The organism is Streptomyces sp. NPDC093071 (assembly GCF_044754545.1).
Lineage (GTDB): Bacteria > Actinomycetota > Actinomycetes > Streptomycetales > Streptomycetaceae > Streptomyces.
Window position 1 is genome coordinate 122,457 of record NZ_JBIVPH010000007.1, and the last position, 14,696, is coordinate 137,152.

At 74.7% G+C, this 14,696-nt stretch carries 12 protein-coding genes; 1 reads left to right on the plus strand and 11 read right to left on the minus strand.

All coding sequences use genetic code 11. The features are described 5' to 3' along the window. Positions 1-56: 56 nt before the first annotated feature. The 5 genes from crcB to ACIQD7_RS25065 form a co-directional block, all read right to left on the minus strand. On the minus strand, positions 57-581 hold the full coding sequence (gene crcB / locus ACIQD7_RS25045) for a fluoride efflux transporter CrcB (protein WP_402444377.1): 525 nt from the start codon (positions 579-581) through the stop codon (positions 57-59). A gap of 275 nt (positions 582-856) precedes the next feature. Beyond that, positions 857-2,014 (minus strand): alpha-lytic protease prodomain-containing protein, encoded by a 1,158-nt coding sequence (locus ACIQD7_RS25050; RefSeq protein ID WP_402444379.1) that lies wholly within the window; start codon positions 2,012-2,014, stop codon positions 857-859. A 272-nt stretch (positions 2,015-2,286) separates the two neighbouring features. Further along, positions 2,287-3,033 carry an SDR family oxidoreductase gene (locus tag ACIQD7_RS25055; RefSeq protein ID WP_402444381.1) on the minus strand — a complete coding sequence of 249 codons (747 nt, stop codon included), beginning with the start codon at positions 3,031-3,033 and terminating at the stop codon, positions 2,287-2,289. A gap of 103 nt (positions 3,034-3,136) precedes the next feature. Next, on the minus strand, positions 3,137-4,096 hold the full coding sequence (locus tag ACIQD7_RS25060) for an RNA polymerase sigma-70 factor (protein WP_402444383.1): 960 nt from the start codon (positions 4,094-4,096) through the stop codon (positions 3,137-3,139). Positions 4,097-4,139: 43 nt separating this feature from the next. Then, positions 4,140-4,556 carry a CBS domain-containing protein gene (locus ACIQD7_RS25065; RefSeq protein ID WP_121832250.1) on the minus strand — a complete coding sequence of 139 codons (417 nt, stop codon included), beginning with the start codon at positions 4,554-4,556 and terminating at the stop codon, positions 4,140-4,142. Positions 4,557-4,756: 200 nt separating this feature from the next. On the opposite strand from ACIQD7_RS25065, the gene ACIQD7_RS25070 reads away from it, so the two are divergent. Continuing rightward, positions 4,757-5,866: a hypothetical protein gene (locus tag ACIQD7_RS25070; protein ID WP_402444385.1), complete on the plus strand. Its 1,110-nt coding sequence runs from the start codon at positions 4,757-4,759 to the stop codon at positions 5,864-5,866. A 27-nt stretch (positions 5,867-5,893) separates the two neighbouring features. Here ACIQD7_RS25070 and ACIQD7_RS25075 read toward each other — a convergent pair whose 3' ends face one another. From ACIQD7_RS25075 to ACIQD7_RS25100, 6 genes are read right to left on the minus strand one after another with little or no spacing between them, the layout of a single operon-like run. Then, on the minus strand, positions 5,894-7,828 hold the full coding sequence (locus ACIQD7_RS25075; RefSeq protein WP_402444387.1) for a TOMM precursor leader peptide-binding protein: 1,935 nt from the start codon (positions 7,826-7,828) through the stop codon (positions 5,894-5,896). Continuing rightward, positions 7,825-8,580, minus strand: coding sequence for an ABC transporter permease (locus ACIQD7_RS25080; RefSeq protein WP_402444388.1), 756 nt, complete (start codon positions 8,578-8,580; stop codon positions 7,825-7,827). Before ACIQD7_RS25080 ends, ACIQD7_RS25075 begins: the two co-directional genes overlap by 4 nt. Then, positions 8,577-9,542 carry an ATP-binding cassette domain-containing protein gene (locus ACIQD7_RS25085; RefSeq protein ID WP_402444390.1) on the minus strand — a complete coding sequence of 322 codons (966 nt, stop codon included), beginning with the start codon at positions 9,540-9,542 and terminating at the stop codon, positions 8,577-8,579. The genes ACIQD7_RS25080 and ACIQD7_RS25085 overlap by 4 nt, the downstream gene beginning before the upstream one ends. A 55-nt stretch (positions 9,543-9,597) precedes the next feature. Beyond that, positions 9,598-10,737, minus strand: coding sequence for a metalloprotease (locus ACIQD7_RS25090; protein WP_402444393.1), 1,140 nt, complete (start codon positions 10,735-10,737; stop codon positions 9,598-9,600). Further along, the gene (locus ACIQD7_RS25095) at positions 10,734-11,867 is read right to left on the minus strand and encodes a lantibiotic dehydratase C-terminal domain-containing protein (RefSeq protein WP_402444395.1); all 1,134 of its coding nucleotides are present in this window, start codon (positions 11,865-11,867) and stop codon (positions 10,734-10,736) included. The genes ACIQD7_RS25090 and ACIQD7_RS25095 overlap by 4 nt, the downstream gene beginning before the upstream one ends. Continuing rightward, on the minus strand, positions 11,855-14,689 hold the full coding sequence (locus ACIQD7_RS25100; protein ID WP_402444397.1) for a lantibiotic dehydratase: 2,835 nt from the start codon (positions 14,687-14,689) through the stop codon (positions 11,855-11,857). The genes ACIQD7_RS25095 and ACIQD7_RS25100 overlap by 13 nt, the downstream gene beginning before the upstream one ends. Positions 14,690-14,696 lie beyond the last annotated feature (7 nt).

Below are 14,696 nucleotides of genomic sequence, written 5' to 3' on the forward strand. Positions count from 1 at the left end.
CTCCCCGGTGCGGTCGACGGGACCGGCCGGCCGGACCGCCGGACGGGTGCGGAAGGTCATGACGCGCTCCGGTGCGACAGGAGCCGGCGCGTGCCGAACGCGCCGGCGGACACCGCCGCCATCGCGGCGACCGCGGTCGCCGCGAGGTAGACGAGCGCGGTGGCGGTGCGGCCCGCGTCGACGAGGCGTTCGATGTCCACGCAGTACGTGGAGAAGGTGGTGAACCCGCCCAGGAACCCGGTCCCGAAGAACGGGCGCAGGAGGGGGTGGGCCGTGAAGACCTCGGTGACGGCGACCAGGAAGACGCCGATCACCAGACACCCGACGGCGTTCACCGTCAGCGTCGTCCAGGGGAAGGCGCCCGCGGGCGTGGGCCACAGCAGCGACGCCCCGAAGCGGGCCAGGGCGCCGAGCGAGCCGCCCGCCGCGATCACTGCGAGGATGCCGTGGCGCGAACGCCGGGACTCGCGCCACCGGCGGACGTCCGCCGGGGTGACGTCGGGGTCGACCGGCTCGGAGCCGTTCGGTTCCGGGCCGTCCGGTTCGCCGGCCGCGCCCTGCGGGGATTCGTCGGAACGCATACCTCTCCCTACGCGTGGTGCCCCGCGCGCGGATACGAGCGGGGACGGGTCACGAGTAGGGACCGTTGGCGGCAGCGCGTGCCGCGGTTCGGGTACGGCGGGCCCCACCGCCGCGCGACGGTCCGGGGACGGTCGCGGGTCCAGGGTACCGGGCACCGGGAGAGCGGCGCCGCCCGGACCGGGGAGGACGGACCGGGGCGGACCGGGATGGGTGGACCCGGGCGCGCGGGAGCGCCGGTGCGCGGCCGCCGGGAACGGCCGCGCACCGGCTCCCGTCAGGCGGTGTGCAGGGTGAGGCCGTAGCGCCCGAGGATCTCGTTCACGGGCTGGAACCACGTCTCGCCGCCGGAGGAGCAGTTGCCCCAGCCGCCGGAGGTGACGCCCTGGGCCTGGTCGCCGCTGATGAACGCGCCGCCGGAGTCGCCGCCCTCCGCGCAGACGCTGGTCTTCGTCATCTGGTGGACGGCGCCCTGGCTGTAGTTGACCGTCTGGTTCTTGCCGAGGACGGTGCCGCAGTGCCACTTCGTGGTGGAGCCGGAGCGGCAGATCGACGCGCCCACGGGCGCCTCGGCGGAACCGCGCACCAGCCGGTCGGAGGTGACGCCCCAGCCGAGGACGACGGGCACGGTCCACCAGCCGCTGTGGATGCTCACGTACGCGTAGTCGTCACCGGGGAATGAGGAGCCCTGGAAAGTGCCCATGGCGGAGCCGTCCCAGCCGCGCACCGCGGCCCCGGCCCGGCCGCAGTGACCGGCCGTCACGAACCCGCCGTGCACGGAGAAGCCGATCGAACAGCGCACGTTGCCGGTGTAGTACGGGTCGCCGCCGACGGTGCCCGCCGCGTACGTACGGGGCGCGGTGGCCGCCTCGGCGACGGTGACGGGCCCGTTCGCCCGCGCCTTCTCGACGAAGGCGCGCACGGCGGGGGCGTCCCGCTCGGCCCGGACGACCGTGACGGCGACGCTGTTCGTCTTCGGGTCGACGTGCCAGCCGGCCACGCCCTTCGGCGCGGAGAGCGCGTCGAGGCGGGCCTTGGCCCGGTCCAGGGCGGCGGCGCTGTGGCGGACCACCCGGGTGTCGGCGCCGAGCGCCCGCACCCCGGCCTCCTCGGCCCGGTCGGTCAGGGCGACGACGAGCCGCCCCGAGGAGGCGTCGAACCAGGCGCCTCCGTACGCGCTTCCGGCCGTCTGCCGGGCGGCCTTCTCGACGTCCGTCGCGGCCTTCTCGGCGCGCAGCCGCGCCTCGGCCTGCGCCGGGGTCAGGCCGAGGTCCCGCTGCAGGGCGTCGAGCAGGCCGTCCGAGGCCGCCGGGGCGGAGGACGGGCGTGGCTCGGGGAGCGGGGCGGCGTGCGCGGCCCCGGCGTGGGCGGCGCCGAGACCGAGGGTCAGCAACAGGGCCGCGATGGCGGCGCCCAGGGGGGTGGTGCGTTTCACGAAGCCTCCTGGTGTGGGGGATCGAACGCTTGAGAGCGCTCTCAGAGAGCGTCGGCCGTTACGGTAGCGGCATTGACTTGGCAGGTCCATACCAAAAACGCGACGGCGGTGGATCGGCCTCGCGGCGCCTGCCACGGCTGTCGGCCTTGGACGGCCGACCGCCCGGCTCCGCCCCCGGGCGGACGAACGGGCCGCCGGTCGCCCGGCGGCCCGTTCGTCCGAATGCGCAGATGCGTACGACCGGGTGGGTCAGGATCCGGTCATGGCGCGCGTCAGGGGCGCGGAGGGAGCCGCTTCGCCAGGAACTCCTCGAACGTCACCTTGCCCACGGCCCGCTCCGGCGTCAGGTGCCCGCCCGCCCGGAACCCCCGGTAGGCCTTCCCGGCCAGCGGCACGTTCACCAGGCGGCGGTGCTGGCCGATCGCGCGCAGATACGTCCGGGCCAGCTCCGCGAACGGAAGCACCTCGGGCCCGCCCATGTCCGGCACCTGGCCCGCGGGCTCCCCGGCCGCGAGTCCGGCGAGCCGGGCGGCGACCTCGGCCACCTCGATCGGCTGGTCCGAGACGCCGGCGGGGACCGGCACGACCGGCAGCCGGGCCGCGTTGCGCAGGACCTCCACCACCAGGTCGTGGAACTGCGTGGTCCGCAGCACGCTCCAGCCGAGCCCGGACCCCTCGATCATCTTCTCGACGGCGAGCTTCGTCCGGTAGTAGCCGAGCGGCACGCGGTCGACGCCGACGATCGAGATGTAGACCAGGTGCCGGACCCCGGCCCGGCGCGAGGCCTCGATCAGATGGCGCGCCGCCAGGTCGTCGCCCCCGCGCAGCGTGCTCGCGCAGTGCACCACCGTGTCCACGCCCTCGACGGCCGCGTCCAGGCCCGTGCCCTCGCGCAGGTCCACCGCGTACGGCTGGGCGTGGCGGCTCAGCACCCGCACCTCGGCGCCGTCTCCGCGCAGGCGCTCGGCGACGAGCCGTCCGAGCGTTCCCGTACCCCCGGTCACCAGGATCGTGGTCATCGTGCGTCTTCCCTCCGCAGGGTGCGCGCTCCCGGGTGGAGCGCGCGTCGTCAGCTGAGAACCGGCGAGCCCCCGGGAATGTGACAACCGGCCCCGAAGGATCTCACTCCCACGGGCTTCCTGCGGCGAGCTGCCGCTGCGCGAAGGCGAGCTTGTCCGGGTTCATCACGACCCGCACGCCGCCGATGGCGCCGTCGCGCAGGTCGAAGGTGGCGACGGCGAGGAGCGTCCCCTCCCGGTGGCTCACCAGCGCGGGCGCCCCGTTGACCTCGGCGAGCGCGGTCTCCGTGCCCTCCTCCGTGCGCCGCGCGACGCCCGCGAGGAAGCGCAGCACGGCGTCCCGGCCGACGACCGGACGCCGGGCCGCCGAGACCTTGCCGCCGCCGTCGCTCCACCAGACGACGTCCTCGGCGAGCAGCCGCTCCAGACCGGCCAGATCGCCCTCGCGGGCGGCGCCGACGAAGGACTCCACGAGCCGGTGCCGCTGCTCCTGCGCCGGCGCGAAACGGGCCTCGGGCCGTTCCAGGCGCCGGACCGCCCTTCCGTACACCTGACGGCAGTTGGCCTCGCCCAGTTCGAGGACCCCGGCGATCTCACGATGGCTGTAGGCGAAGGCCTCGCGCAGCACGTAGACGGCCCGCTCCGTCGGGGTGAGCCGTTCGAGGAGGACGAGCAGGGCCGTCGAGACGGCGTCGCGCCGCTCGGCGGACTCCAGGGGGCCGAGCGCGCCGTCGCGGGTGAAGACAGGTTCGGGCAGCCAGGGCCCCGCGTACTCCTCGCGCTTCGCGCGGGCCGAGGCGAGCCGGTTGAGGCTGAGGCGGGTGACGACCGTGGCGAGCCAGGCCGCCGGGTGGGCGATGGCCGCGCGGTCGGCCCCGCTCCAGCGGAGGTAGGCGTCCTGCACGGTGTCCTCCGCCTCCTCGGCGGAGCCGAGCATCCGGTAGGCCAGGCCGAACATCCTGGGCCGGTGGGCGGTGAACTCGGCGGCCGACGCGTCGGCGGTGGCGGTCCCGCCGTCACCGCCGTCGTCCGGGGCGAGGTGCTGCGCGGTCTCCGACGTCACGCCGTCAGCCTGCCACAGGCCCCGGGGCCGCGGCCTCCTCCGGTCAGTCGGCGGAGACGGCCCCGACCAGGTCGCCGACCTTGCGGTCGGGCAGGGCGCGGGCCACGTCGGCCTGGGCGATGATCCCGACGAGGACGTGGCTGTCGATGACGGGCACGCGCCGGATCTTGTGCTCGCTCATGACGTCGAGGACCTCGTCCGCATCCGCGTCGGCCCGCACGTAGACGATCTCGTCCCGGGCGAGGTCGCCCACCCGGCACTCCGCCGGGTCGAGGCCCTCGGCCACCACCTTCAAAACGATGTCGCGGTCCGTCACCATGCCCTTGAGCTTCTCGTCGGCGCCGCAGATCGGCAGCGCCCCGACCCCGAGTTCGGCCATCTTCCGCGCGGCGTCGCGCACGGTCTCGCTCGCCTTCACACAGGTCGCGTCCGGCGTCATCATCTCGCGTGCCGTGGTCATGGGGATCACCCGTATCCGTTCCGTAGGGGGCGGAGGAGTCGGCCAGAATTACTGGCACGAACGCGCCTGCCCGACGGCTCCAGGGGAAAACACGCGGACGGATGCGGGCCGCCGATTCCTCCGCGCCCCGCTCCTGACCTCGCCTTATTGTTGGCCTTGGCTATTGCAGAGAGTGACCGAGTGGGGGATCATTCGCAGCCGTGCCGATCTTCCATATCGTTGTCCTCTGCGTCGTCCTCTGCGCGGTCTACTTCCTCTTCGTCATTCCCGACCTGGCCGACCGCTGGGCCCGCAAACACTTCGTCGCCTCCGACTACGGACTCGCCCCCCGCGAACAGCTCGACCCGAGCCGTCCCGGCCCGCCTTCGCCGCCGCACCGGCGCCAGGAGCGGCAGGCCGTGGCCGACGCGGCGTGGGACGGGAACTGGCGGGCTGCCGAGGCCTACGTCCGCGCGGCGGGCGACGACTGGGACGAGCGCTGGTCCCGCACCGAACTCCTCCGGGAGGTCGCCCGCGAGGACGACGCCTGGCTGGACGCGTGGCGCGCGGCCGAGCCCGGCAACTGCGACGCGGCGACCCTCCACGCCCGGATCATGGTCCAGCAGGCCTGGGAGATCCGCGGCAGCGAGTACGCCTACAAGGTCTCCAAGGACCGGATGGAAAGCTTCCGCGCCATGCTCCCGGCCGCGATCGAGGAGGCGCGGCGGGCCGCGCTGCTCGACCCCGCGAACCCGGGACCCTGGGTCGTCATGGTCACCGCCGCCCGGGGCGCCCAGTACCGCCGCGCCCGGTTCCGGCCGCTCTGGGACGGTCTCGTCGCCCGGGCGCCGCACCACTACGAGGGGCACTGGCAGGCCCTCCAGTACTGGTGCGCCAAGTGGTACGGCAACGACAGGCTGATGATGCGCTTCGCCCGCAAGGCGGTGCGCAAGGCCCCTCAGGGCAGCCCGCTCCCCGGCATGTACGTGCACGCCCTGGAGGAGCTGGCGGGCCGTCCGGCCGCCGCGCTCTCCTTCACGCCCGTGGTGAGGGGGCACCTGAAGCGGGTCGCGGCCTCCCTCGCCGAGGCCGACCCCGACGACGAGCGCCTGCCCGCCCTGCGCCACCTCCTCGCGCACTACATGCTCCGGTCGAGGATGTACGGGCCCGCCCTGGAGCAGTTCCGCCTGATCGGCCCGTGGTGCGGTGCCGAGCCCTGGCGCAGGGAAGGAGACCCGAAGACGGTGTTCGAGACCGCCCGAGGCAGGGCGGTGAAGCTGTCCCGGGCCTCCGTCACCGCCACGGCCCGCTCCCACGGCATAGCCCGGTAGGGCCTGCCCGGCGACCGGACCGGCGCATCACGGAAACGGATGCGGAGCCCGCAGCAGCTCCGTGTCCGTCAGGTCGCGGGACCGGTGCCCGCCCCGGTGGAGCGCCGTGCGCAGCCGGGGCATCAGCAGGGCCCGCTGCCGGTTCCAGCCGAAGTCGATCGGCAGCAGCCCCGGCACCACCGTGGCGACCGTCCGCAGCCCGGTCCGCTCCTGCTCGGGCGTGGTCTGGTCGACCACCACGACGTCGTGCCCGGCCCGGACCAGCTCGTCCACGACCACGCCCACGTCGTCCCGCAGGTCCCCGGTGCGGGGCCGCCCGCCGCTCTCCCACCCCGCGTACACCTCGTCGAACGGGCGGGCCTCCGACGGCTCCAGGTACGCGCGCGCGTACGCGGCCATCCGGGGCAGCCCGTAGAGCTGCGGATGGTCCTTGAGGTGCCGTACGAGGGAGAAGTCGTCGGCCATCGCCTCCAGTTCGGCCCGGCGCCCGGCCGTCTGGCGGGCCAGGTGCGGGAGGTAGCTCAGCACCTCCGACAGGGCGCCCTCGACGGCCGACCGCGGGTCCAGCGAGGCCGCCGCCGCGAAGGACAGCGTGCCCGGACCGCCGTCCCGGCGCACCCCGACCACCGTGACCGCCGGGATCGCGAGGTCGATCCGGTTGTCGAAGGCGTGCACGTCGTAGCCCTGGAGCGCGGCCCGCTCCACCATGGCGGCGACCGTGGGGCCGCCGACCGTCGCCAGGTCGATCCGGGGCAGCCGGGCCGCCCCGTACCAGCCGTTCAGGAAGGAGTCCCGCTCGACGAGTTCGAGCAGGCCGCCCAGGACCGCCTCCTCCAGGCAGCCGCCGATGGCGCAGCCGTTGGAGCACTCGAAGACGAAGTCGTCGTCGGCCGTCGGAATGCTGTAGTAGACCAGCCGCGACGGCACCAGGACGGACCGCCCGTCCCGCAGCGACCGGCCCCGCTCCCAGGGGATGGGCCGGGCCGGGTCGAAGGGCCTGACCATGGGGTCGTCCCGGTACGTCTCCGGGGCGTACAGACCGCACACCGCCGGATCGACCGCCTCGTCCCCCAGCGCGTCGTACGGGGCGACGACCGGCGCCCGGCCGGTGCGCCGCCGGGTGCCCGCGTACCGTTCAAGGCCCTCCAGGAACGCCAGCCGGCGGCTGGTCGCGAAGGAGTTCTCCTGCCCGCTCCAGGTCACGTCGTGGAGCCCCGCGTACCCCCGGACGAAGACGCTTCCGGCCACCGGGGCGGTCGTCGACGAGGTGACGTCCGTCCAGGTCCCGGCCCCGAGCGCGCCGCAGACCGGATTGGCCAGGGCCTCGACCGGGAGCGGGTACGCGAAGGCCGACCGCAGCCGGTAGCCGTCCGGATCCGGCTTGGGGCGCGGGACGAGGCCGGGCGCCGGGACGCCGTCGTCCCCTCCCGGCCCGCAGTCCGGGCAGAGCGGGTCCGCGAGCAGCGGATACGTCCGGACGAGCAGGCTCGCCAGGTCGACCCGGGTGACCTGCGGCAGGGCGCGGTCCGCCGGGTGCGCGGCGGGCGGCACCGGAAGCGGCCCGCGCAGCAGCGCCTCGCACAGCGCGGCCACCGTGTCGTGGACGTGCCCGGTGAGCGGCGGCCAGGCGGCGGCCGGACGGGGCCCGTCGGGACCGCCGGTCTCCAGCGCGTCCCGCTCGCTCCGGCTGCGCAGCCGCTGCCACCGCAGGGCCAGGCAGCGGCCGCAGGCGGGCGCGCTCCCGTCGCCTCCCCAGGGGCCGAGGAGCACCGCGGAGGCGCTGAGGTGGACGAGCGCCGCCGGCCGGTCGGCGGCCCACGGGTCCGGGGCCCGGCCGCCCCCGGCGCCGACGGCCCCCACCGGTACGACCCGGGGCGCGCCGGCGCCGAACCGGCCGTCCAGGAAGTCCTGGAGGGCGTCCCGGGCCCCCGCCAGCGGGTGCGGGAGGGCGACGGCGGTCATGAGGTCTTCGTCCAGCGGAAGAAGCGCACCGCCACGGCCCCGAAGAGCACGCCGAACACGACGAGCCCCGCACACCCCACCCCGATGTCGGAGAGGTCGCCGCGGCCCGTCAGGGCGGCCGACACCGCGTCGTTGAGGTAGCGCAGCGGCAGCACCCGCGACACGTTCCGCAGCCACTCCGGCATGGAATCGAGCGGGAAGAACGAGCCGGAGAGGAACGCCATCGGCAGGATCAGGAAGTTGGCGATGCCCGCGACCGACTCCGGGGTGTCGGCGATGCTGCCGATGATCACCCCGAGCAGCAGGAAGGTCGTGATGCCCAGGACCAGGACCGGGATCAGGAGCGGCCACCGGGAGGCGGGCACGAGCCCGAACCCGGGGAGCATCGCCACTCCGACGAACAGCACCGACTGTACGAGCCCCACGCCGAGCGCGAGGACGTACCGGGACCCGATGACGGAGGACAGCGGCGCGGGCGACATCCGGATCATCCGCAGGATGTCGTCCGAGCGCCACTGCATCAGGGTGAACGCGATGCCGAACACGGCGGCGTTCGCGACGCCCCAGGACAGCACCCCGGACGCGGTGTACGACAGGTACGAGAACCCGCTCTCCTCGACCGCCTTGCCCCGGAACACGAGCCCGAAGACGACGAGGAAGAGCAGCGGGAAGGCGAAGGTGAAGAAGACCGTCGTCTTGTCCCGGACCTGGGCGCGGTAGCCCGCCGCGGTCAGCGCGGAGTAGGCGCTCATGCCTGCTGCTCCTGGGTGTTCGGGGCGAGGGGGTCCCGCCGGGCGGTGAGGTCGAGGTAGACGTCCTCGAGGCTGGGCGTACGGGTCTGCACGCCGTCGAGGCCCGACACGGCGTCGAGGGCGGAGAGCACCTTGCCGGTGGCACGGGTCTCCAGGACGAGGTGCCCGCCCCGCACGGTCACGCCGTCCACGCCGGGCAGCGACCGGGCCCGCTCCTCGTCGATCCGGCCGAGCGGGACGAGCAGCCGGCTGCTCGCGCCGAAGGTGCCGATCAGGTGCTGCGGCGCGTCGGTGACGACCAGCCGGCCGGCCACCAGGATGCCGACGCGGTCGCAGAGCGCCTCCGCCTCGTCCAGGTGGTGCGTGGTGTACACGATGGTCCGGCCCGCCGCCTTCAGGCCCCGCAGCACCTCCCACAGGTCGCGCCGGCCCTCCGGGTCGAGCGCGGCCGTCGGCTCGTCCAGGAAGATCAGCTCGGGGCCGTGGACCAGCGCCGAGGCGATGGCGAGCCGCTGCCGCTGCCCGCCGGAGAGGTCGTCCACCCGGACGCCGTGCCGCCCGCCGAGCCCCACCGACTCCAGGGTGGCGTCGACGGCCGCACGGTCCGCCCCGAACAGCGCGGCGACGGTCCGCAGGTGCTCGTGGACGGTCTGCCGCACGAAGAACGCCGAGGACTGGGTCTGCACGCCCATGCGCGGCAGCAGGGCGGTGTTGCGCGGCCAGGGCGACTCGCCGAACACCGAGACGGTGCCGGAGTCCGCCCTGCGCAGCCCTTCCATGATCTCCACCAGGGTGGACTTGCCCGCCCCGTTGGGCCCGAGCAGTCCGAAGAACTCGCCGCGCCGGATGCTCAGGGACACCCCGTCGACGGCCTTCCGGTCGCCGTAGACCTTGGACACGTCGGTGACCTCGACGGCCGCAGGGGGCGACCCGGCGGGGTCGGTGGTGGGGGAGGAGCTCATACGGGTACCTCATTCGTGGGTTGCGGGTCTTTCGCCTTCGGGGCGGGCGGGCGCGTCATCGGAACAGCAGCAGGACGACGGCCGCGCAGGTGCCGCCGACGGCGAGCAGCACCAGGGCGGCCGACGCGACCGCGTAGGACGTGTGGATGCGGCGGGCGCGCGGCGGATAGGCGGCGACCGCCCCCCGTCCCCGCCGGCGCAGCGCCAGATAGGTCCGGGTCTCCGGGGCGAGGTGCGTGACGCCCAGGAGGTGGCTGAGGATCCGGTAGCCGTCGAGCGGCGGCAGCGGGACCAGGTTCCCGAGCGCCTGCACGATCCCCGCGAAGAGCATTCCGGTGAGCACCGGCCGCGCCGGGTCCGCCGCGTCCAGGAGCGCCCACCAGAGCGCGACGGGCAGCAGGAGCACCAGATTGACGTGGGCACCGGCCGCCGCGACCACCAGCTTCGCCCGGCGCCCCGGCAGGAAGGGGTAGTTGTCGACCGTGCAGTACATCATCATCGCCGGGAACCGCCAGCGCAGCCCGATCTCGGTGACCACCCCGCCGTAGTGCCGGGCCGCCACGCCGTGCGCGAGCTCGTGCAGACAGACGCTGAACCAGAGCAGGACGGCGAACGGGACGAGGACCAGGGGGCGCGAGAGCAGGGCCGAGAGCCCGTCGAGGAGCGCGGCGGGATCCGCGAACACGGCAAAGATCATCACCAAAGAGGCTGTCAACAGCGGGAGTTGGACCCACGGCCGCAGCAGCGGCGACAGCAGCCGGTGCAGGTGTCCGGCGGTCGCGTGCGCGTCGGCCACGGTCCGCCGACTGCCCTTCCAGAAGGTGCCGGTACGGGCGGGCGGCGGCTCGGGCGGCGCGGGGTCCGGCGCCCCGGCGAGCAGCCCCCGGGCGCCGAGCAGGCCCAGCAGCCGCGTCCACTGCTCCTCGGGCAGCCGGAGCCGGAACCGCTCGGCGTACGCGGCCACCACGTCGTCCACGTCCCGGGTGCCGTCCAGCAGGCCGATGACGAAGTGCTCCTTGGGTCCCACCTCGAACGCGGCGCCGCTCACCGGGTGCTTGACGAGGTGCACGGTGCGCGGTCCGCGCAGCACCGCCGGACCGACCAGCACGCCAGGCCGCAGCAGGGGCCGGTAGGCGCGCGCGGCGGAACGGCCCCCGGCGGAGCGGTCGTTGCTCGTCCGGTCGACGGCGCTCAAGAGACGTCCTGCTTCCCGTGGTCGGGCTCCCGCAGGACCCTGCCCAGGACGAACGACAGGTACGCCTCGTCCCGGATCGTCACGTGCAGCCGGTTGTTCGTCATGTGCATGTACGGCGAGAGGAGCCGGGGCAGCACCGCCGGCACGTGCGTGACGGGCACCAGGGGAGCCGCGTCCGGGTCCTCGGCGCGCTCCTGCCCGGTGTCCTCGCGGGCCGGTCCCTCCCGGACGGGGAAGGCGAGCTCGCCGCGCCCGGCGAGGTCCACCACCCGCTCCCGCAGCTCCAGGCAGTGCTCGGCCCAGCGGCGCAGGAACGCCGGGAGCCCGGACGGATCGCCGCCCGCCACCGCCTCCCGGATCCGCGCGAACCGGACCCCGAGCGAGGGCGCCATCCGCTCGTACGTGCGCTCGTACTCGGCGGACCCGATGAAACCGGTCCCCGGGAACAGCCGGTGCCAGAAGGCGTAGTACGAGTCGAGGTAGTCCGCGAGCCGCTCCTCCTCCGGGAGGAAGCAGCTCGCCATCACCATCATGAGCTGCGCGGACGTCCCGAGCAGCACCGTCCGCAGGTGCAGGTTCATGCTCCGGTACGCCTCCAGGACCAGGTCGCTGGAGTGCCGGAAGTGCCACTCGGCGAGCTCCACCCCGGCGGGGCCGCCGTACTTGGCGTACTCGGGGGCGTACACCTCGTACGAGAAGGAGTTGTTCGGCCGCAGGTTCATCCGCCCGTCCGGGCCCATGTACCGGGCCCGGTCCTCGCCCGGGAACTCGATGTCGAAGAGCGAGTCGTAGAAGTCCTTGAGGAAGCCCGAGTCGACCTCGTAGAGGGCGGGACGGGATCGCAGGAAGCCCTGGATCGCCTCCTCGGCGCGCCGCCGCACCTCGGCCTCGGCCGCAGGGCCGCTCGGGCGGAGCCGCAGCCGCACGTGCGGCCCCTCCAGCCAGTAGGTGATGAAGAAGTGCCCGGCCAGCAGGCCGTCCCCGGTGAGCCCGTCGACCAGCGGGCGGACGCAGTCGACGAGGAGCGGCCGGGGGTTGGCGGCGTAGAAGACGTGCAGCGCCAGCCAGGGGGAGGGGCCGGTCCCCTCCGGGGCCGGGCGGAAGGCCGCGGGCTCGGTCAGTTCGGGCATGACGGGACGACCTCCGGGCCGGACGACGGAACGGGAAGGGATCGAGGGGCGGAACGGTTTTCAGGGGCCCGGCGGGTGGTGAAGGTCTCCACGGCCAGTTCGGCCACGTGCCGGCCGCGCTCCGAGACGACGTGGAGCCCGTCCTCGGCGGGCAGCATCTCCTGGAACACCACCCGGACGCCGGGCTTCCGCTCCACCAGGGCGTCGAACGCGGCCAGGGAGAGCGGACTGTCGAAGTCGACGTGGGCCGGCTTGGCCCCGACCGGCCCCCGGTCCGCCCGGGAGACCGTGGCGAAACAGCGGTCGGGCAGGCCGTGGGACCGCCGCCACCGCTGCCAGTCCAGATAGTGCTCCTCCTCGCCCGACCCCGGGCGGCGGACCGGCAGGACCTCCGCGAGCGCGGTCCAGCTCCGCCGGCCCACCACCACGTCCCCGTGCCGGATCCGGGGCCTGCGGGTCACCCCGGCCACGGCCGTGCCCTCGGGCACGCCCGCCCACACGTCGAAGGGGGCCATGGTGCTGGGGGAGAGCAGGAGCAGGGTGCGGGGGATGTCGGGGAGCGCGATCGGCACGAGGTAGCCGAGGTAGACCGGCACGACCTCGCGGCCGAGGCGCCGGGAGCGGAGCACCAGCCGCTCGGCCGCCTCGTCGTGCTCGACGTACAGGTCGTCCAGGTGGATCCGGGCCTCCTCGGGCACGGTGCTGGTCTCGCCCGGACAGACGATCTGGTGGTCGGTCAGCCGCCCGTGCAGGTTCAGGTTGCTGCTGACCGGACCCCCGGTGACCTCCGCGAACACCGCCCCCTCCGGCCGCCGCGCCGCCGTCTCCTCGCGCAGGGCGCCGGACAGCCCGGCCCCGGTCGCCCCGGCGCCCTCGTACAGGTGGGTGAAGCGGCTGAAGGGGAAGGCGAGACCGCCGTACGACTTGTTGAGCACGACGAGCGGCCGGCCGCCGGCGGGCCGGGAGAGCTGGAGGTGATGGCTCTGCGGGACGAAGTGCCCGGTGAGCGGGGCGAGTTCCCCGGCCGTCTCCGCGAGCAGCCCGCCCGGCAGCTCGACCTCCGCCACGTCCCGGTCCGTCGCGTCCCGCTCCCACAGGGCCCGCATCCCCTCGTGGAAGCGGCGGCGGGCCCGGTCGAGGGTCCGCATCTCCTCCTGTCCCAGCCAGTTCTCCTCCGGCCGGTACGCGCCGTCCTCCCCGAAGGGGACCCGCCGGGAGGTGAAGGACACGTACTGGTCGAAGAAGTCCTCGTGGAAGTCGTGGACCAGGCCCAGCAGGTCGTCGCAGCGGCCGCCCCGCCCGTACCGGGCGACGAAGAAGCCGAGCAGCGTGATCCGCTGGGGGAGCGTCAGGTCGAAGAGCGGCAGCACCCCCTCGACGGCCCGCAGCGCCCGGCCGGTCTCCCCGCCCAGCACGCCGGGCCCGCAGACCAGGCCGTCACCCGCGCCGACGTCCTCGTACACCAGCGTCTGCGGCAGGGACGGATCGGCCGCCCCCAGCTCCCGCTGGACGTCCTGGAGCCGGCTCCGCAGCGTGCCCAGCAGGGCGCGCCGCTCGTCGGTGCCCGCCCCGGGGTAGCGGGCGAGGCAGTCGGCCGGGCCGTCGAGGAGGTCCGCGAGCCGGTCGGCCCACGGCACGCCGAGGGAACGCAGGGCGTCCTGGTAGGAGCGCAGCGGATCGCCGCCGTGCACGTCCGTGCGGAGCACCGGGACCTGCACCATGCCGACGTTCAGGAGGGCCGACGCGTACCGCTCGCACTCCTCGCGGCCGGCCCCGTGCTCGGCCTCCAGCCAGTCCACCAGGTCCCGGTGGCGCACCTTCCCGTCCCCGCCGCCGAGCCACTCCAGGAGCCGGTCCAGGGTGCCGCTGCCGCGCAGGAAGAACAGCCGGTCGCGGACCGCGTCGAAGGTGACGGCGGCCCCGTCGTCGCCCGCCGTCGTCACGTGGCGCACGTACCGGATGCGGTCGGCGTCCCGCTCCCAGCCCTGCGAGAGGACCACCGGCAGGTCCCGGCGGCGCTCCGGGTCGTCGGTGATCAGCTCGGTCAGCCGGGTCAGCACGACCACGTTGAGCCGCACGTGGCTCACCCACTCCCCGTCCACGCGCAGACCGGCGCGGTCGTCCGCCGGATCGCCCGAGAAGGAGGCGAGGCCGACGCCGGTGAAGGTGCTGAAGGGGCTGGTCTTGCAGGCCGTGCGGTAGAGGTAGGTGAGCGCCGAACGCTCGATCTTGCGCAGCCGGTTGCCCGGCCGGGGGCTCGTGTCCCGCAGATAGGCGTCGAGGCGCGCGTCGAGGGCGGGCGAGGCGAGCAGCAGGCCGTGGCGCAGCCGCTCCTCGGACAGCGCGCGCCGCAACGCGCCCCGGCTCTCACGGAGTTCGCCGTCGAGCAGCTCCGCGCCGCCGGCCGTCAGCTCCGCGAGCCGCGCCCGGTCCCGCAGCCACCGCGCGGTCCGCCCGCCGGTCTCCGGATCGAGCCCCGTCACCAGGCGCACGGCGGCGCCGGGGTCGGCCGGCAGCCGGTTGTTGAAGATCCGCCGCCGCAGGTCGAGCAGCGCGCGACGCGCTCCGGCGTCACCGTCCCCGGGCGCGGCGGTCGCCCCGACCAGGGCGTGCAGGAGGTCGCTGAGCCGCGCCCCCTCGGCGGCCAGGCGCTCCTCCTCGTCCAGGACGGCGTCGGCCCAGCGGCGGGTGGCGGGGCAGCGCAGCCCGTGGACCGTCTCGACCGGAAGGCCGGCCGCGCGGAGCACGAAGCGCCTGCCGGGCTCCCAGGCGGCCCCGGTCCCGTCCCGGGCGTCCGTGACGCCGGACTCTGTGCGTGTCATGGGGAAT